Here is an 18,690-nt window from a genome sequence, read left to right as displayed (position 1 = left end):
ATAATATAACCCAGTAACTTAGAATATCCTTAATATATTTTATTTCTTTTTTAGCATTTTTTTAAGTAAAGCTTGCAGTTTAAGCCAATCTTGAATTGGCAAAAGTGGGTGTCCTGAAAATTTCCCAAATGCTGGCAAACTTTTGCTAATCGCGCCTCTTGCGCCTATTTGTGTAAAATCACCAATATGTAGATGTCCTGCACTTCCACTTTGCCCTCCTAGCACTACATTGCGCCCTGTAGTTGTGGAGCCAGAGATTCCAGCTTGTGAAACAATGATAGAATATTCCCCGATGTTACAATTATGCCCAATTTGCACGAGATTATCTATTTTTGTTCCTCGTTTGATTCTTGTTTGTCCAAAAACTGCGCGGTCAATTGTTGTATTTGCGCCGACTTCTACATCATTTTCTAGTACAACTTTGCCATTATGATAAATTTTGATATGTTTCCCCTCTTTTGTATGTGCATAACCAAATCCATCACTGCCAACAACACTATTTGCGTGGATTCTGACATTGTCTCCGATTTCACAATCGTTATAAATACATACACCCGGAAATAGAACGCAGTTTGCGCCGATTTTGACATTTTCCCCAATCGTTACACTTGACATAATTGTGCAGTTCGCACCGATTTTGCTTCCATTTCCAATCACTGCGTTGGGGGCAATGTAAGCAGAATCTTGAATCTTTGGAGATTCTTTGGAGGCAAAGAGAGGTTTGGCAAAGTATTTTGTCAGATACGCCATTGAAAGGTAAGGATTTTCGCAGATAATTGCAAAAGCTGAATGTGGAATCGCATGTAAGTGTGTTTTGCGCACTAAAACGACTTTAGCTTTGGTTTGTGAGATTTGTTCAAAATACTGCTCTTTTTCTAAAAAAGTAATAGAATCCTCTATGGCTTCTTGTGGAGATTCTAAATTGTGGATAGGGAAAGAATCCAAAAAACTAGAATGCTTCAACCATTCTGTGCCATTGTGATACATTACGCATTCTAAAGCATCTTCTTGGTTTAGGATTTCAATAATTTTTTTAAATTCCATATCCTGCCTTAATTATTAGTCTCAATTGCTAAAATCCCACTACGCGTAATGTCTTTTGGCTTATGAGTTTTCAGTGCATTAAGAAGTGTATTAATACGCGTATGTGTATCACACGCTACAAAAATAGCACATTTGTCATTGACTTCTAAAAGCCTTCCATTAAAAGCGCCAAAAATCGCACTGATTTCGCTTAAATTGCTTTCCAATCCAAATTTTACTAGCAGAGATTCTTGCTCAATCATTTGTTCGTTTTCTAAGACTTTCAGCACGGGAATGAGTTTGTGCAACTGCTTGATGATTTGTTCAAGCACTTTGTTATCGCCCTTTGTGGCGATTGTAATGCGAGAAAGATTAGAATCCAAAATCGGTGCAACGGTGAGAGATTCTATATTGTATCCTCTGCCTGAAAATAATCCGCTAATGCGTGATAAAACACCATGTTCGTTTAAAACGGTAACAGCAATTGTGCGTCTGATTTCCATTGCTTACTCCTTGTATTCTAACATCATATTAAACAATGCGCCACCTGTTGGCACCATAGGCAAGACATTCTCCATTCTGTCAATGCGCACATCTAAAAGAGCAGGCTTTTGGGAATTGATTGCTGCATTTAATGCACTGATAAATTCCTCTTTTGTTTTGCAAACATAGCCTACCCCACCGAAAGATTCTACCAATTTGACAAAATCTGGTTGCTTTTCTAAGTCCGTTTCTGAATAATGTTTGTCATAAAAGAAAGTTTGCCATTGACGCACCATACCCAAATAATTATTATTTAAAACAATATTAATTACAGGGATTCCATACACTGCGCAAGTCATTAGTTCTTGAATATTCATCAAAATAGAACCATCTCCACTAATGTTAATGGAGACTTTATCAGGAAATGCGCATTTTACACCCATTGCAGCAGGCAAGCCGAATCCCATTGTTCCAAGTCCTCCGCTACTGATGAATTGGCGAGGAAAGCTAAAGGGATAAAATTGTGCCGCCCACATTTGATGCTGCCCAACATCTGTGCTTATTAAAGCATTTTCACCTACAATATCTCCAAGCTTTTCAATAACCCATTGGGGTTTAAGTTGTGTCGTGGAATCTTGATAACTTAGAGGGTGCAATTTGTTGTATTGTGCCAAACGCTCACGCCACGCTAGGATATTTTGTGTCGCATAATCTTCGCGCAAAAGCGGCAAGAGTTCCTCTAAAACATTGCTAACATCGCCTACAATAGGGAAATTTGCTTCTACGATTTTACTAATACTACTAGGATCAATATCTATATGCACGATTTGTGCGTATTTACCAAATTCGCTTAATTTGCCTGTTACCCTATCGTCAAAACGCGCTCCAAGTGCAACGATAAGGTCTGCTTCACTCATTGCCATATTTGCAACATAGCTTCCGTGCATTCCTACCATACCCAAAGAATCTGGATTGTTTGTGCTTAAAATTCCACAAGCCATAAAGGTATTAACAGCAGGAATATGCGTAATTTCACAAAGTTCCCGAATCAGCTTTGCGGATTTTGATGCAATACAGCCACCACCTAAATACAAGAGAGGCTTTTTTGCCTCTTTGATTGCAAGGGCAACTTTTTTGATTTGACGCGGATTACCATTATAGGTTGGCTTATAGGTTTGTAATTTGATATTGTCTGGATAATTAAATTCGCCTATTGTTGCAGTGATGTCTTTTGGAACATCAATATGCACAGGACCGGGACGCCCGCTACTTGCGATATAAAATGCTTCTTTTAAGATACGGGGTAGTTCGTCAATCGTTTTTACCAAGAAATTGTGTTTTGTGCATGGACGCGAAATACCTACGGCGTCAATTTCTTGAAATGCGTCTGTGCCAATCAGGCTTGTAGGCACTTGCGCGCTAATGATGACTAAAGGCACAGAATCCGCATAGGCAGTCGCAATGCCTGTAATAGTGTTTGTAAAGCCCGGACCACTTGTTACAATGGCAACTCCCACCTTGCCACTTGCTCTTGCGTAGCCGTCTGCAGCATGCACTGCTGCTTGTTCGTGGCGAGTTAAAATATGCTTAAAAAATTTCTGCTTATAAATCTCATCATAAATATTCAAAGCAGCCCCTCCGGGATAGCCAAAGACAATTTGCACACCCTCATTTTTGAGTGCGTGAATTATCATTTCTGAACCATTTAATTGCATAAAAAATCCTATTTATTAATGTTTGTCTTATTTTAACTTTAAAAATCTTTAAAAATGATGAATTCATTCAAGCGAATCTTGTGATTTTATTGTGCATTTTATATCGTGATTTTGTTACGCATTTTATGTGAGGTTTGCACTATAATTTTGTTACATTCAACAGAAGGAGCGAGTATGCAACAAGATAAAGAAAACTTGAGCAGAAGAGACTTATTAAAAATTCTAGGTGCAAGTGGTATTGCACTAGGAGGTGTTGGTTTAGCAACACCGACAAAGGCAGAGGCAAAATCTGATAAAGCCCCAAATATCGCGATTATTGGGGCGGGGCTCGGAGGAATCTCTTTATCTGCGAAATTAGTACAAGAGTTGCCAAATGCTAAAATCAAGCTTTTTGATGCAGACCCGATTCTGTATTATCAGCCTGGATTTACATTAATCGCTGCTGGAATCTATAACAAACAAGATACACAATACAATAAAAAAGACTTGATTGATAGTAAGGTAGAGTGGATTCAAGAAAATGTAAGTGCGGTAAATCCAAATACTGACAATCTAACAACAACAAGCGGACAAGTTTATCCCTACGATTATCTGATAATTGGCACAGGAACGATGAATCAGTTTGAGAAGTATCAAGGATTGACAGAAGAGTTTGTCAATGACCCAAATACAAATGTTACAAGCATTTATACTCCCGATGGAGCAGTCAAGGCGCAAAGCATGATGAAAAAGGCAGCTAAAGAGGGAGGAAAAGTTATCTTTGCAGAGCCAAATACACCCTTTAAATGCGGCGGAGCAAATAAGAAAATTAATTTTTTATTAGAGGATTTGAGCGTAACAAATCACACAAAAGAAAAGATAGATATGTGCCTATACACAGGTGGTGGAGCAATGCTTTCAAGTCCAACACACGCGAAAATGATTGAGCAATTTTACATTGAACGTAAAATGCCTTATTTAATGCGCCATCAACTTGTAGAAGTAGATACAGCACGCAATATTGCTACTTTTGAAAAATTAATGCCTTACACAGAAAATGGTGAGCAAAAGGTTTCAAAAGAACGTTTTGAAAAGCCCTATGACTATTTATTTGTGATTCCTCCTATGAAAACTGCTGATTTTATTACAGAAGCAGGTCTTGCAATCACAAAAGGGCATACTGACGGGAATTGGGTAGATGTAGATTCTTATACCTTGCAGCATAAAAAATATTCAAATATCTTTGCGATTGGGGATTGTGCTGGTGTTCCAAAAGGAAAGACAGGGGCAAGTATCCGCAAACAATATCCTGTGATTGCAGAGAATCTCATTGCTCATTTAAATAATCAGCCACTCAAGGCGAAGTTTAACGGATATACTGCTTGTCCTTTGCTTACGCATTATGGCAAGGCGGTAATGGTGGAATTTGATTATGAAGGCACAGCACCAAGTATGCCATGTTTTGGAGCGACAAGAGAGAGTTGGTTGAATTGGTTTGTAAAAGTATATTTGATGAAACCAATGGTAATGAGCGGAATGATTCACGCAAGAGCATAAGGAGGAAAAATGAGCAATTTAGATAAAACAATCCGATTAATCGTAGCAATGTTATTGTATTTTGTATTTGGCTTTGTATGTCAAAGTTGGTGGTGGCTTCTCTCGCTATTGCCATTGCTTAGTGCAGTGTATGGCTACTGCCCACTTTATAAGTTTTTTAAAAAATAAATTTTGGATTCCTTTTTGGGAATCTAATGCCATTAAAAAATTTCATACAAAGAGTTTGCTTTTGCCATCCATTTTTCAAGTTCGTCCCATTTTTCTTCTTGAATGAGTGTTTGTGCAAAATGAATTTCTTTTTGGAAAAAGTCAAGAGATTTTAGGAGCTCTTCGCGATTCTGTTTAGAAATGTCGCACCACATTCTTGAGGAGCTCTTCGCGATTCTAACCATACTTTTAAATCCACCACCAGCAAGAGCTAAAATATCGTTTGGGTTTTGTTGCGATAGCACGGTATTGGCAAGCGCATAACTGATGATGTGGGGTAAATGGCTGATAAAGGCTGCGTGGTTGTCGTGAGATTTGGAATCCATTTTGATAATATTCATTTTGAGTGCGACAAAAATTTCTTTTGCCATCGCAACTTGTAATTCTCCACTTTGTTCTAAATCAGTCAAAACTAAAATATGATGTGGTAAAAGTTCTTTAAAAGCGGCTTTGGGACCGAAATTTTCTGTTCCACTCATTGGGTGGGCGCAGACAAAGTTTTTACGAATCTCTAAAGGTACACTTTTAGAAATCAGATGTTTGGTGCTTCCTAAATCAATAATCGTGCAATGAGGTGCGATACCAACAAGACTAGGCAGAAGTTGTAAAATTGCTTCTACGGGGGTTGCAAGAAAAATAACATCACAAAGCTTAATCTCCTCTAGCTCTGCCCCCTCATCTACAAGTCCCAAAGAAAGTGCTTGTTGAAGATGCAGGGGATTATTATCCAATCCAATAATTCGTTTAAACATTCCTGTTTCTTTCAGTGCAAGCCCTAATGAGCCGCCAATAAGTCCAAGTCCAATAATTCCTGCCTGCATAATCTGTCCGTTGTGTAAAATTTATAAAATTATATATTTTTTTAGCTTTAGTTGTGTTATTTAATCTACTAAAAGGTATAATTATAGCTTTTAAAATCAGGTAAAAAATTATTTTTAAGGTTTTTAATAATGCGTTTCTCTTCTAAAACTTTTTTGTTTCCCGCAATTCTATTGATTTTTTCAACAAATCTTTTTGCTGCTTTGCCAATTATCAAAGAAGTGCGCTATGAGGGGTTAAATTACATTTCCCCTCTGATTGCCAATGAAATTACCAAGGTTCGGCTCAATGAGCCACTAGATATCAATTTGGTGGATACCTCTATCCATAGCTTTTATTCGCAAGGTTACTTTAAAGACATTTGGGTAACAGAAGAAAACGGAATCTTAACTTTTCATTTTTTGGAAAAACCCGTCATCGCAAGTCTGATTGTCAGCGGTTATGGAGCAGGAAAAGAACAAGATGTCATTGATAAAGAAATTGGATTAAAAAAGGGCGATGTTTATGATGAGGCAAAAATTGCTAATGTGCGCAAAAAAATCATTGATTTAATGGAAGCACAAGGGTATTATGACACGATTGTTGAAGTAAAAACAGAGGAGATTTCTACTAATGCTTTGAAAGTTACCTTAGAAATTAACAAAGGTGAAGAAATTATTATTCAAAAAGCAAATTATTATGGTAGAGAAAATTTAAAAATCTCACGCATTGAGGCGGCAACTGCAAATAAAGAAAGAGAATTTCTTGGTTGGATGTGGGGATTTAATAGTGGTAAATTGCGTGTTAATGAAGTGGAAACTGATGGACATAGAATCCGTGATTTGTATATGCAAAAAGGCTATTTAGATGCGGAAGTAAGCACACCTTTTTTGAAAACAGATTTTACAACTTACAAGGCAGAGCTTGATTTTTATATTAATGAGGGAGAACTCTATAAGGTTTCAGAAGTAGAAATTGTTTTAGAGGAAGATGTGATTGCAGTAGAAGAGTTATACGATGTGATTAAAATCAAAAAAGGCAAAAAATTTAATATTGACACAATGCGTAAGGACACAGAGGCAATTCGCTATAAAATAGGAGATTTAGGTTATGCCTTTACAAGGATAACACCAGATTTAGATAAAGATAAAGAAAATAGTGAAGTGAGAATTGTTTATTATGTGCAGCCGGGTAAAAAGGTGCATATTAATGATGTATTGATTTCGGGAAATAATAGAACGCTTGACCGCGTGATTCGTCGGAATGTTTTACTTGCGCCGGGCGATGAATATGAAATGAGCAAGATTACTTTATCCAAAAATGCAATTATGCGAACAGGAGGATTTGAAAGCGTAGAGATAGAGGAAGAGCGGATAGATGAGGAGCGCGTTAATTTACTTGTGAATGTCAAAGAGGGTAAAACAGGGGAATTTACTTTTGGAATCGGTTATGGAAGCTATGATGGGTTAATGGGAAGTATATCTGTTAAAGACCGCAATATTTTTGGAACAGGCTTAACTGCAGGGGTTTATTTGGATAAAAGCGAAGTTTCAGATTCCTATCGTGTGAATCTCTACAATCCCGCTGTGCTAGATAGTGATTACTCTTTAGCCACTGAAGTGTATCGTATGGAATACGATGACTATGATTATACCGAGACGATGACAGGTTTTAATATCGTAGGCGGACGCAGAATTTGGGACCAACTAGACTTGACTTTGGGCTATACTTATCAAGAAACCAAGCTTTCTAACTTTGATAACGCCTATCTTCGCAACCTTTATACTAGGTATTATGGAGGGGATAAATATATAAAATCCTCCGTGATTCCGGGACTTAGCTATGATAGCACGGATGCTTATTTTTTCCCAAAAAGCGGAATAAAAGCGACAGGTAGCACGGAGTTTGCAGGCATTGGAGGAGACGCGGAGTTTATCAAGTATTATGGAACTTTCAACCTTTACCATTCCATTGAGGATTGGACGGATTTAGATTTGATTTTCAGATACCGCGCAAAGGCTGGATATGCTCAAGATGAGGGCTTTTTGCCTATCAATGAGAAATTTTATCTAGGAGGCGTTAATAGCGTGCGAGGATTCCAGAATCGCTCTATTACACCACGAGATAAAGATGGATTGAGAATCGGTGGAAAACAAATGTTTTATAACACAGCAGAATTAAGCTATGGTATGTTTGAAACCGTTCAAATGCGATTCCTTATTTTTTATGATTATGGAATGATAGGGCAAAAAAATATTAACGATATTAAGCGTAGCTCTGTTGGTGTTGGAATTGAATGGATTTCTCCTATTGGGGCAATCAACTTCCTCTTCCCACATGCACTAGACGATAAGCCGGGTGATGATACTTCCTCTTTTGAATTTACAATGGGACAGAGATTCTAATGGAGAATCTTGAAGGTATGCGAGAGGTTTTTGCTAAGAATTCGCAAGAGGTAAATGCTGTCGTGAAAGTTAAATTGCCCCGAATCAGCAAGGAGGAGATTTTGGATTTAATGCAGAATGCCTCTCTTAAGGAATTGGGTGAGCGTGCGTTTGCTATCAAAAAGCAGTTGCATTCTGACAATATCACGACTTTTGTTGTGGATAGAAACATTAATTATACCAATATCTGTTGGGTAGATTGCAAGTTTTGTGCCTTTAAACGCAGAATTAATGAGAGCGAAACCTATATTTTAAGCTTTGAGGAGATTGATAAAAAAATAGACGAATTGTTAGAAATTGGTGGCACACAGATTCTTTTTCAAGGAGGAGTGCATCCGAGTCTAAAAATTGAATGGTATGAGGATTTGGTGCGACATATTGCGCAAAAATATCCTCAAATCACCTTGCATGGATTCTCTGCGATTGAGATTAATTATATCGCAAAGATTTCTAAAATCTCAATCACTGAAGTTTTAGCACGCTTGCAAAAGTGCGGTTTGTCTTCTATACCCGGTGCGGGCGCAGAAATTTTAAGTGATAGGGTGCGTGATGTGATTGCTCCTAAGAAACTAGATAGTGAAGAATGGATAGCAGTGCATAGGGAAGCCCATAAGCTAGGAATAAAAAGCACGGCAACAATGATGTTTGGAAGTGTAGAAAAAGATGAGGATATTATAGAGCATTGGACAAGAATCCGAGATTTACAAGATTTAACCAATGGCTTTAGGGCGTTTATTTTATGGAGTTTTCAACCTGCTTTTACGCCATTGCAAAAGGAATTTCCGCATCTGCACAAAGCCTCTTCAAACCGCTATTTGAGATTGCTTGCGTGTAGCAGAATCTTTTTGGATAATTTTCAAAATATTCAAAGCAGTTGGGTTACGCAAGGTTCTTATATTGGACAACTTGCATTGCTGTTTGGGGCAAACGATTTGGGTAGCACGATGATGGAAGAAAATGTTGTTGCAGCCGCAGGAGCTAGTAATTCTATGAATCAAGCAGAGATGATTTCTTTGATTCGTGATATCGGCGAGATTCCAGCCAAGCGCAACACGGCTTATAACATTTTGGAGCAATTTTAAGGTGAAAAAGTTTTTTATAATTTTTTTTAGTCTTTGGATAATGAAAGGAAGTTTGATGGCACTTGAGATGAAAAAGTTACATATAAAAGGTGTAGAGATTCCTATAATTTATGAAAAAAATACGCAGCTACCTTTGTTTTATATTCAGCTTGTTTTTAAGGGTGCAGGCGGAGTGAGTAATGGCAAAAGTTTAGGGCTATCTGATATTGTAAGCTCTTTGCTTAATGAGGGGACAAAGGAGCTAGGTGTTACAAAGTTTTCTAAAAAACTAGAGGAAAAAGCCCTTGCGTTGAGTGTGGGAAGTGGATTGGAAACATTGAGTTTTACATTAAGTGGAATGACTGCAATGCAAAAAGATGGAATCGCACTTTTAAAAGAACTGCTCCAAAGCCCAAATTTTACACAAAAAGCATTGGATAAAGTCAAAGAAAACTCCTTAGTAGCAATTTTAGAGCGGGAGAGTGATTATGATTATCAGGCAAGTAAAATATTGAAATCTATGCTTTTCAAAGGAAGCGCATTGGAGTTTCCTCTAAGTGGTACGCAGGATTCTATTGCTAAGATTACTCTAAGGGAAATAGAAAATTTTTATCGGCAGCATATCAATTTAAATTCTCTGATTCTTATTGTGGGTGGGGAATTGGAATTTGAAAGTGTTGCAAAAGAATTAGAAAATGCGCTTGAATCATTACCACAAGGTAAGGCAGTGGCACTTAAGCCTATCTTTGCGAATGATTTAAGGCAAACCAAACGTCTGCTTAAAGACACGCAGCAGGCTTATATTTATTTTGGCGCACCTTTGAATGTTGATAATTTGCAAAAGGAATCTGCATTGATTAAAGTTGCTTCATTTGTGCTTGGAGGCAGTGGGTTTGGCAGTCGTATGTTGGAGGAAGTGCGCGTGAAAAGAGGGCTTGCTTACTCTGCGGTTATGCGACTAAACGCAACACATACGCAAGCATCGGCACAAGGATATTTGCAAACAAGCCTCAAAAATGAAAAAGAAGCTCAAAGTCTCGTGCAGCAGGTAGTAGAGGAATTTGTTGAAAAAGGAATCACAAGCAAAGAATTACAAGAAGCAAAGGATTATTTACTAGGAAGTGAGCCTTTACGCAACGAGACGCTTTCCCAAAGATTAGGCACAGCATTTACTTATTATTATAATGGTTTGCCATTGGATTTTAATAAGCAAGTGTTAGAGGAGATTTCCAAGCTCACTTTAAAAGAAGTCAATGATTACATTCAATCACATCAAGAGATTAAGAATCTTAGTTTTGCCATTGTTAGTGCAGAAAATTAGCTATAGTTAAGATTGGGCTTAGGTTTGGGCTTTAGTAAGTTTGGTAAGACGCCTTTTGAAGCAGTTTTATATTCTTTACCAAAGGGTTATACAAACACTTTTTTGAGCGAATCTTTGGAAGTGAATCAAAATATAGTTTTGGAAGTGGAAGTCCGAAATTATAAGAATCTCAAAGTAGCGCATATTTTGTGTTTTGCTCCAAAATTTGAATGTGAGATAGAGCTGTTAATCTTTCACCCAAAACCTTATCATAAGAGCATTTTTAAACCTGATTCTGTGTTAATTGTCAGTGGAAAACTCCAAAAAAACGCGGGATTTTATACCTTATTGCAACCCAAAGTATTAAAAAATACAGGTGAAATCGTATTGAATTTTGGCTTTAAAGGTATGAAAGAAAAGAGCGCAAGGGATTTTGCAAATGGGATTACTTTAGGATTCTTACAAGAATTTTATCCTAAAGTGCCTTTGTGGGTTTTGGAATCTCTTGTAAAAATTTATCACCCGAACGAAAAATTTGTGCAAGATTTTGCAAAAAACCATAGTTTTTTTGGTAAATTTTTGGAGGCAATCAAGTTTGTTGAAATTTACGAATATATGCGTCTTTTGCGCTCAAAAAAACGTCATTTTCTAAGCCTTATTTCGCTAAATAATCCTATACAATCTTGGATTGAATCTTTGCCTTTTGAGCTTACCAAAGGACAAGAAAATGCGATTTGTGAGATTCAAGCTTCACTCCAAAGTAATCAATCTGCAAGACGCGTGATTGTTGGTGATGTGGGCTGTGGTAAAACAATCGTTATTCTAGCAAGTGTGATGATGGCTTATCCTCATCGCAGCGTATTGATGGCACCCACTTCCATTTTGGCAAAGCAACTTTTTGATGAAGCACAAAAATTTTTGCCAAATCATTTAAAAATTGCGCTCTTAACGCAAAGCGACAAAAAGGGTGATTTATCGCAAAGCGATTTTATCATCGGGACACACGCCTTGCTTTATCAAGATTTGAGCAATTGTGCGCTTGTGATGATAGATGAGCAACATCGTTTTGGCACGGCACAAAGGAATACACTAGAAAGAATGTTTGAATGCGATTCCAAACGCGCACATATTTTGCAGTTTTCTGCGACGCCGATTCCGCGCACGCAAGCGATGATAGAATCTAATTTTGTGGATTTTAGTTTTATCAAAGATTTGCCTTTCAAAAAAGACATTACGACGCGTATTATCTATAAAAACGATTTTAAAGATTTGTTGGAGCATATCAGACAAGAAATTGCGCAAAAACATCAAATTATTATTGTTTATCCTTTGGTAGAGGAGAGCAAAAATTCCAATTATACGGCATTAAAAGAGGGTGAAGAGTTTTGGAAAAAGAATTTTGAGGGTGTTTATAGCACATATGGCAAGGACAAAAATAAAGAGCAGGTTTTGGAGGAGTTTCGTGAAAGGGGAAAGATTCTGCTTGCTACGACGGTGGTCGAGGTTGGAATCTCTTTGCCGAGTTTAAGCACGATTGTGATTGTAGGGGCGGAGCGGTTAGGATTGGCAACTTTGCACCAATTGCGTGGGAGAGTGAGTCGTAACGGCTTAAAAGGGTATTGTTTTTTATTTACCAAACAACAGCAAACTGAGCGACTAGCAAGATTCTCCCAAACGCAAAATGGCTTTGAAATCGCACAAATGGATTTAGAATATCGCAATAGTGGAGATTTGTTAAGCGGAGAAATGCAAAGCGGTAGGCAGTTTGCTTGGGTGGATTTGGGTAAAGATGAGGGAATTATCAAAGAAGCAAAAAATGCGCTTTCTTAAAATATCGTATAATTAATATTTTGATTTAGGAGAAAATATGAAAACATTAAATTATCAAAAGCTACTAGAAAATCCCTTGTTTGTCTCGCGCTATATTGAACCAAATATTAATTGGAGACATTCTTATCTAAATGGCAAAAGGGGAATTAAGAGGTTGTTTAGCTATCCCTATGCAAGTTTAATGCGTAAGTTTTTCTTAAGAAGTTACTTTCAAAAGCGCGTGTTGCGTGGAATCGTGGATATTCCTTATGTGGAGATTGTTTTGACAACCAAATGCACTTTGCGTTGTGAGCATTGCTGTAATTTAATGCAGTATTTTACTCCAAAGGCGCAATATGTAGGCACTTTGGAAAATATTATTGAAAGTTTAGAGCAGTTGTGTTCCAAAGTTTCTAGCATTAATCGCTTAAGATTAATCGGGGGAGAGCCTTTTTTGTTTAAAGATTTGCCGCAATTATTAGATTATATAGAATCCCAAAAGAAAATTTTGACTTACGATATCTTAAGCAATGGAAGCATTGATATAAAAGAACCTATCTTGCAAAGAATGAAAAAATCAAAAAAGATTCGCAAGGTTTCTATTTCAGATTATTCGCATGTTCCAAACATTCGCCTTAAACAAGAAAGTATTTTTAAAAATCTTAAAAAATATCGCATTCCTTTTTCTTTTTTAAAAGGAGGCACTTGGCATAGATTAGAAAGAATCCACAAAAGGGGTAGAAGCAAGGAACAAATCATTGCAAATTATTTATCTTGTAGGGCTTCTTGTGTTTCTCTCATCGGCGGCGGGGGGGGGGAATTAGCTCCTAAAGGGGCAATATTTGTCTGTGCAGCAGCAAGCTCCCTCTCTGTCTTGAAAGGTTTAGAGGAATTTGAGGGGGATTATATTGATTTAATGGACGAAACGGATAGATTTTTGGAATTTTATGCGCAAGACTTTTATAAGTCCTGTGATTATTGTCAGGATTATTCTAAGCCTAGTGAGAAAATCCTTGCAGCAATCCAAACAAGAGAGGTGTTACGAATAGGCTAAAGATAAGCTTAAATAGTATTCATTTAAGATTCTCTTTATCTATTAAGTTAAAATTAATTTTACTTTTTTTATAATTGAAGAATCCTAGAATCATAAATAAGGAGTAGAATATGAAAAAAATTGTTTTAGGAAGTTTATTTGTTGTGAGTTTGGGAGCTATAAGTTTATTTGCAAATTGTTCTTGGACAAATAGTTGTCAGACAAATCATCAATCTATTTATCAAAATGCTGCTTGTAAATATCTTGGTATTTGCAGTTGGAAAAATTAAATGACAATCTATTCTGACGCGTGCGGTAGGGTAATAGACATTACCTTAGAATATCAAACTAAACCTCTGCTTGAAATGCAAGAAAAACTTGCAGAGAGTGAAGAGGAAAACACGGAAGAAGAAAGCAAAAAGAGCGCACAAGCGGAAGCCTCTCAAATTCCTGTGGAGATAGAATCCCAACAAACCACTTTTCGTGTAAGTTTTAGCTTAGTGGTGTGATGTTCGCAAGATTTTATTAAGTTCAATTATATGGAATCCCGAAGTAGCGAGATTCCATATCCTTTTTTATTGCAGCTAGAGTTTGATAAATTTAAAGGAATCTTGCGCACTTTGGCAATTCGAATCTACTTTGCAGACTTTGATTCCTCTTTCGTTGAAAACGCGCGCAGTATTGGGACAAGCTTTTTTGACAAGCACCACTGCACAATCTTTGATGATTTCACCGAGTATATTGTGTTCTTGTTTGTGCGCCATTTGTTCCTCTGCGCTCATTTCCTCATCTTTATGTGAGCAACCCTCACTTGCCTCTTTGTTACCACGTGGATTTTCACGCAACTCTAATAAATCAATTTTTTTGAACATTCCTGCGCCTTTTTGCTCAAAGATAGCAAAAAAGGGGGTATGTCCTGTGTTGCCAAAGATTTTTAAGCTTTCATCATAGACGGGTACAGCAATTCTCATTGGTTTCCTTTATCCTCAAGATTTTGCGATTTTATATCCTCCAAATGAGCGTATTCAAAGAGGTTTTGTTCGTTGGGGCGATAGGAGAATCGCTCCTCAAACTTTTCTGTTGGGACACCCAAAGTAAGCGCAAAATTATATTTTTCGTGCATTAATTGCTCAAACAATTCTTGATGATTTTCAAAGCAACGCACTTCTGCATAAGGAGCATAAATTTCTTGATAAATTTGTGGGACAAAAAGCATTAAATGCGCCCATTTGGCATACATAGTAAAGTATGCTAAATATTGTTCGTAAAGATTGATGTCCATACAAGCAAGTAAGACTTTATTGGTAGCTCCGGGTTTGGAAATAAATCCACGCTCGTCTAAATATAAAGGTTTGAAGCTTGTGATTCCATTTAGATTGCCCATTTGTACTTCTAAGGAATATTCCTCGCAGAATCGCGCTACACGTGCAAGAGGCTGGATAAAAAGTTTTGGTAAAGGAATCTCATAATCTAAAGTTTTATAAAAGATTTTAATGCCAAAAAGGGAGTAGGAGTTAATCGCAAAAGGTAAATTGGAATCTTCCATTTTGTCTTGGGATAGGAGTTTGATTTCTTGTTGGTTTTTGGGTAGAGAATCCAAATTTAAGCGTGCATTGCAATACAGAATGTAGGCTACTTCACTTGTCAGAATATAACGCACAAGTTGGACAAGTGAGCCACAATAACAATCTAAATTTTTCTTAGGCATAATGATTTGTGAGGCGATTTGATATTCATCAGGATTGAGTAGAAATAAAATCTTGTTTCCAACAATCAAATAATGGCGTGCAATTCGGATTAGGGATTGTTCTAAATCTTCCACACTAATCCAAGCAACCTCAGGGTCGCTCATTGCAATATTACCACTAAAGAGAATCCCAAATGCACCTCTTTGCACAGCTTCTTCAATCTCTTTTTGGACTTCTTGAGGAGATTTTTTAAGATGATTTGCTACGAATAAATCTCCTTGTTTGATTTCATTGACTTCATCACAGATTTGATTAAAAAAAGAAATGCTTGGTTGATTCAATAAAGTTCCAAAGGCAATTTCTACTATTTCATTGACACTAATTTGCATTTCCTTTCTTTTCATTGCGCACTCCTATTAGCTGATTGAACTCCCATTTTTCTTAAGATTTTGCGGAGTAATCAGTGTTAATCCTTTCTCATCTTTGGCAGCAAGAATCATTCCCTCACTTAATTCACCCATTAATTTTGCAGGTTTAAGATTGGCAAGCACGCATACTTGTTTGCCTATGAGGCTTTGTGGTGTATAATGGGCTTTGATGCCTGCTAGAATCTGACGCGCTCTTGCTTCGCCTAAATCCACTTGAAGTTTTAAAAGTTTTTCGCTTTTGGGCAGCTCCTCTGCGCTCAAAATTGTGCCTACTTTGATTTCTATTTTGAAAAAATCCTCTTTTAAAATCGGATTGGTGATTTCTAATGGAGTATTTGTAGTGGGATTCTGCGAGTTTTTAGTTTCTTTTTCTTCTAGTAAGATATTTTCTACTTTTGGGAATAATGCAGGAATCGCACAAAGTTGGATTTGTGGTAACAATCCATTCTCAAGGACAAACTTCTTATAATTTCGTGATTCTGCTTTTAGCCCAAAGACACTAAGGATAGATTCGGCACTCTTTGGTATAAAAGGAGAAAGACAAAGTGCGGATTTGATTAACAGATTAGCAAGGAATATGAGCAACTCCGCTACTTCCTCGTTTTTGCCCTCTTTAATGAGATTCCATGGCTCTTTTTTTGCGATGATTCCATTTCCTAAACTAAAGAGTGTCCAGATTTCTTCTAGGTAACGATTGGTCTGCACTTCTTCCATATAGGTTTCTAGGCTTTTTAAGACTTTATTGATTTGAGAAAACTCTGTGCTATAATGCTTTTTGAGATTTTCCAAATCTACTTGTAAAGCATTATTAAAGTATTTTGCACTCATTCCCAAAAGGCGATTGAGTAGATTGCCTAAATCATTGCTTAAATCCGAGTTGATTCGCTCCATTAGAGATTTTTGCGAAAAATCCCCATCTTGTCCAAAAGGCACTTCGCGCAAGACAAAATATCGGAAACAATCCAATCCATAAGCCTCTACCACTTCTTTTGGATTGACAACATTGCCGACACTTTTGCTCATCTTTGCACCCTCTTTAGTCCACCAGCCATGTGCTGCGATATGGTGTGGTAGAGGTAAATCTAGGCTCATTAAAAACGCAATCCAATAAATTGCGTGGAATCGCAAAATGTCTTTTCCTACGATGTGATAATTTGCCGCCCAGAAATCTCTTCTATCCTCCAAATCATTATAGAATCCGAGTGCGCTTAGATAGTTTATCAGTGCATCTAGCCATACATACATCACATGTTTTGCATTGTTGTGGTCTTGATGAATGAGGTTTTGAGGGAGTTTAATGCCCCAATCAAAAGTTGTGCGCGTAATGGACAAATCCTCTAGTCCATCTTTTACAAAGTTAATTACCTCATTGCGACGAAATTTTGGCAAGATAAAGTTTGGATTGTGTTCATAAAACTTTAAAAGTCTCTCTTGATACGCACTAAGCCTGAAGAAATAGCTTTCCTCTTGCAACAAAGTCGTTTCTTTACCACAATCTGGGCAGTAATTTTCGCCTATAAGCTGAAATTTTGTAAAAAAGGATTCACAAGAAATGCAATAATGTCCCTCATATTTGCCTTTATAAATATCCCCTTTTTCAAACATTTTTAAAAAAGCCATTTGGGCAGTTTTGATGTGGTAATCATCTGTTGTACGGATAAAATGGTCGTAACTGATTCCAAATTCGTCCCAAAGATTTTTGAAGTTTCGCGAAATCTCATCTACATATTCTTTCGGACTTTTCCCTTTTTTTTGAGCAGATTGTTCAATCTTTTGTCCGTGTTCATCTGTGCCTGTGAGGCAATAAACTTCTTTGCCTTTAAGTCTAGCAAAACGCGCAAGTGTATCCACAATGATGGTTGTATAAGCGTGTCCAATGTGGGGAATATCATTGACATAATAAATTGGCGATGTGATATAAAATTTAGAACTCAAAACTGCCTCCATTTCCTTTATTCATACTCAAATAAACTGCAGCTACATATCCATTTCGCACGGAGCATTCTAATAATTCTGCGCAATTTAAACAACTAGAGAATCCCTTGTTTTCTTGGCAGGATTGAAGCGCAGTAAGTTGTTGCGTGAGATTATTTTGCATTTTTTGGTCAAAATTATTTTTTTTAGCACAATCTGCCACACTTTTGCAAAACATACAGCTTGCCGTATTGTGGCTTGCTTGGCAGTCTTTTATTTCTTTGAGTGCAGATTCTATTTCATTTGCTGACAAATTCTATTTCCTCCAAGCTACCAAAAAAGCAAGGTGTTGTATCGTGTAAATGTTTTGGTGTTAATTCCAAAAGTCGTTTTACCTCTGTTATGTTGTGCGCATTTTCACTTATGCAAACCGCTCCACCACCCGCTCTTTCAAAGATAAAGGCGAAGGGAAAAACTTCAAAAAGCATTCTAAGTTTGCCTTGTGGTGCATCACTCGTGCTAGGATAAGAGAAAATCCCGCCACCTTTAACCAAAATATGATGCAAATCAGGAACCATTCCGCCACTATACCGCAAACGATAACCAGCGTTAAAGAGAGATTCTATCTTTGCCTTATGTGAAAGACTCCAATTTTTCTGTGTGCCACCTGTTGCATTTAATTTGCCTTTGTGTGAAAGTTTGAAGCATTTTTGTAAATCAAATGTTTTTCCATTATAGACAAAGTAATCTACGCCTTCTTTGAGGATAGAGGCAAATCCGATTCCAACTACCATACCATAGAGAATATATGCACTTGCAACGAGATTTTGGGGCAGGAAATCTCCATGGTAGATTCCAAAAATACTTCCCACGCTCAAATTTGCTCCCATTAAGGAAGAGCCATCTAAAGGGTCATAGGCAATACTATAAATGCCTTTATCGTGAAGCTTGATTGCTTGTTCTTGCTCTTCACTGCAAACCTGATGCACAATTCTTAAGTCTTTGAAAGTATTTTGCAGAATCGTGTCGGCTTGAATGTCTGCTTTTAGCTGTGTATCTCCTGTTGCATTGGTGCTTTGTGCATATTCCCCTAAACTTTGTTTGAGGGTTTCATAAATCGGCAAACTCGCACTTTGAATTCGTGCAAAAATCAATTCTAAATCACGCATTAATTCTGCGTTTGTCCTCATTTGTATCTCCGAAATAACAAATTTGTATATTATAGCCTAATTTTATTATGTTGGTGGCTAT

18 protein-coding genes are annotated in these 18,690 nt (G+C 37.2%); 9 read left to right on the top strand and 9 right to left on the bottom strand.

Going from position 1 to position 18,690, the window contains the following annotated elements; all coding sequences use genetic code 11:
* Nucleotides 1–39 precede the first annotated feature (39 nt).
* From lpxD to CQA43_RS04385, 3 genes are read right to left on the bottom strand one after another with little or no spacing between them, the layout of a single operon-like run.
* Nucleotides 40–1,044, bottom strand: coding sequence for a UDP-3-O-(3-hydroxymyristoyl)glucosamine N-acyltransferase (gene lpxD / locus CQA43_RS04395; RefSeq protein WP_115551396.1), 1,005 nt, complete (start codon nucleotides 1,042–1,044; stop codon nucleotides 40–42).
* An 8-nt stretch (nucleotides 1,045–1,052) separates the two neighbouring features.
* Nucleotides 1,053–1,526, bottom strand: coding sequence for an acetolactate synthase small subunit (gene ilvN, locus CQA43_RS04390; protein WP_115551395.1), 474 nt, complete (start codon nucleotides 1,524–1,526; stop codon nucleotides 1,053–1,055).
* A 3-nt stretch (nucleotides 1,527–1,529) separates the two neighbouring features.
* On the bottom strand, nucleotides 1,530–3,221 hold the full coding sequence (locus CQA43_RS04385) for an acetolactate synthase large subunit (protein WP_115551394.1): 1,692 nt from the start codon (nucleotides 3,219–3,221) through the stop codon (nucleotides 1,530–1,532).
* A gap of 174 nt (nucleotides 3,222–3,395) precedes the next feature.
* Between CQA43_RS04385 and CQA43_RS04380 the strand changes: the two genes are divergently transcribed.
* Both CQA43_RS04380 and CQA43_RS04375 read left to right on the top strand, forming a co-directional pair.
* A complete protein-coding gene (locus tag CQA43_RS04380; protein WP_115551393.1) occupies nucleotides 3,396–4,757 on the top strand; it encodes an NAD(P)/FAD-dependent oxidoreductase in 1,362 nt (453 codons plus the stop codon).
* A 9-nt stretch (nucleotides 4,758–4,766) separates the two neighbouring features.
* Nucleotides 4,767–4,925 carry a YgaP-like transmembrane domain gene (locus CQA43_RS04375; protein WP_115551392.1) on the top strand — a complete coding sequence of 53 codons (159 nt, stop codon included), beginning with the start codon at nucleotides 4,767–4,769 and terminating at the stop codon, nucleotides 4,923–4,925.
* Nucleotides 4,926–4,957: 32 nt separating this feature from the next.
* Here the strand turns inward: CQA43_RS04375 and CQA43_RS04370 are convergent, their stop codons facing one another.
* Nucleotides 4,958–5,785, bottom strand: coding sequence for a prephenate dehydrogenase (locus CQA43_RS04370; RefSeq protein ID WP_115551391.1), 828 nt, complete (start codon nucleotides 5,783–5,785; stop codon nucleotides 4,958–4,960).
* A 129-nt stretch (nucleotides 5,786–5,914) separates the two neighbouring features.
* Here CQA43_RS04370 and bamA point away from each other — a divergent pair, with 129 nt between their 5' ends.
* The 7 genes from bamA to CQA43_RS04340 all read left to right on the top strand — a co-directional run bounded on the left by bamA (nucleotide 5,915) and on the right by CQA43_RS04340 (nucleotide 13,918).
* Nucleotides 5,915–8,167, top strand: a complete 2,253-nt coding sequence (bamA, locus tag CQA43_RS04365; RefSeq protein ID WP_115551390.1) for an outer membrane protein assembly factor BamA — start codon at nucleotides 5,915–5,917, stop codon at nucleotides 8,165–8,167.
* Entirely contained in the window at nucleotides 8,167–9,288 is a 1,122-nt protein-coding gene (locus tag CQA43_RS04360) for a dehypoxanthine futalosine cyclase (RefSeq protein WP_407918774.1), read from the top strand. The genes bamA and CQA43_RS04360 overlap by 1 nt, the downstream gene beginning before the upstream one ends.
* A gap of 55 nt (nucleotides 9,289–9,343) precedes the next feature.
* Entirely contained in the window at nucleotides 9,344–10,588 is a 1,245-nt protein-coding gene (locus CQA43_RS04355) for a M16 family metallopeptidase (RefSeq protein WP_181881621.1), read from the top strand.
* Between the two features lie 24 nt (nucleotides 10,589–10,612).
* Entirely contained in the window at nucleotides 10,613–12,397 is a 1,785-nt protein-coding gene (recG, locus tag CQA43_RS04350; protein WP_245944213.1) for an ATP-dependent DNA helicase RecG, read from the top strand.
* A 37-nt stretch (nucleotides 12,398–12,434) separates the two neighbouring features.
* The gene (locus tag CQA43_RS04345) at nucleotides 12,435–13,430 is read left to right on the top strand and encodes a radical SAM protein (RefSeq protein WP_115551388.1); all 996 of its coding nucleotides are present in this window, start codon (nucleotides 12,435–12,437) and stop codon (nucleotides 13,428–13,430) included.
* Between the two features lie 110 nt (nucleotides 13,431–13,540).
* Entirely contained in the window at nucleotides 13,541–13,699 is a 159-nt protein-coding gene (locus CQA43_RS09480) for a hypothetical protein (protein WP_181881620.1), read from the top strand.
* Nucleotides 13,700–13,918, top strand: coding sequence for a hypothetical protein (locus tag CQA43_RS04340; protein ID WP_115551387.1), 219 nt, complete (start codon nucleotides 13,700–13,702; stop codon nucleotides 13,916–13,918).
* Nucleotides 13,919–13,993: 75 nt separating this feature from the next.
* Here CQA43_RS04340 and CQA43_RS04335 read toward each other — a convergent pair whose 3' ends face one another.
* The 5 genes from CQA43_RS04335 to CQA43_RS04315 are packed head-to-tail and all read right to left on the bottom strand — an operon-like array spanning nucleotide 13,994 to nucleotide 18,644.
* Complete coding sequence (locus CQA43_RS04335) at nucleotides 13,994–14,380, bottom strand: NifB/NifX family molybdenum-iron cluster-binding protein (RefSeq protein WP_115551386.1); 387 nt, start codon at nucleotides 14,378–14,380, stop codon at nucleotides 13,994–13,996.
* Nucleotides 14,377–15,501 (bottom strand): hypothetical protein, encoded by a 1,125-nt coding sequence (locus CQA43_RS04330; protein ID WP_115551385.1) that lies wholly within the window; start codon nucleotides 15,499–15,501, stop codon nucleotides 14,377–14,379. Before CQA43_RS04330 ends, CQA43_RS04335 begins: the two co-directional genes overlap by 4 nt.
* Nucleotides 15,502–15,513: 12 nt before the next feature.
* Nucleotides 15,514–17,472 carry a methionine--tRNA ligase gene (metG, locus tag CQA43_RS04325; RefSeq protein ID WP_115551384.1) on the bottom strand — a complete coding sequence of 653 codons (1,959 nt, stop codon included), beginning with the start codon at nucleotides 17,470–17,472 and terminating at the stop codon, nucleotides 15,514–15,516.
* On the bottom strand, nucleotides 17,450–17,752 hold the full coding sequence (locus CQA43_RS04320) for a hypothetical protein (protein ID WP_115551383.1): 303 nt from the start codon (nucleotides 17,750–17,752) through the stop codon (nucleotides 17,450–17,452). The genes metG and CQA43_RS04320 overlap by 23 nt, the downstream gene beginning before the upstream one ends.
* Nucleotides 17,739–18,644 (bottom strand): class 1 fructose-bisphosphatase, encoded by a 906-nt coding sequence (locus CQA43_RS04315; RefSeq protein ID WP_281270103.1) that lies wholly within the window; start codon nucleotides 18,642–18,644, stop codon nucleotides 17,739–17,741. The genes CQA43_RS04320 and CQA43_RS04315 overlap by 14 nt, the downstream gene beginning before the upstream one ends.
* Nucleotides 18,645–18,690: the final 46 nt, after the last annotated feature.

This window comes from Helicobacter ganmani (assembly GCF_003364315.1).
In the GTDB taxonomy this organism is placed as follows: Bacteria; Campylobacterota; Campylobacteria; order Campylobacterales; family Helicobacteraceae; genus Helicobacter_D; species Helicobacter_D ganmani.
This window is presented reverse-complemented; position numbering and strand designations above follow the sequence as displayed.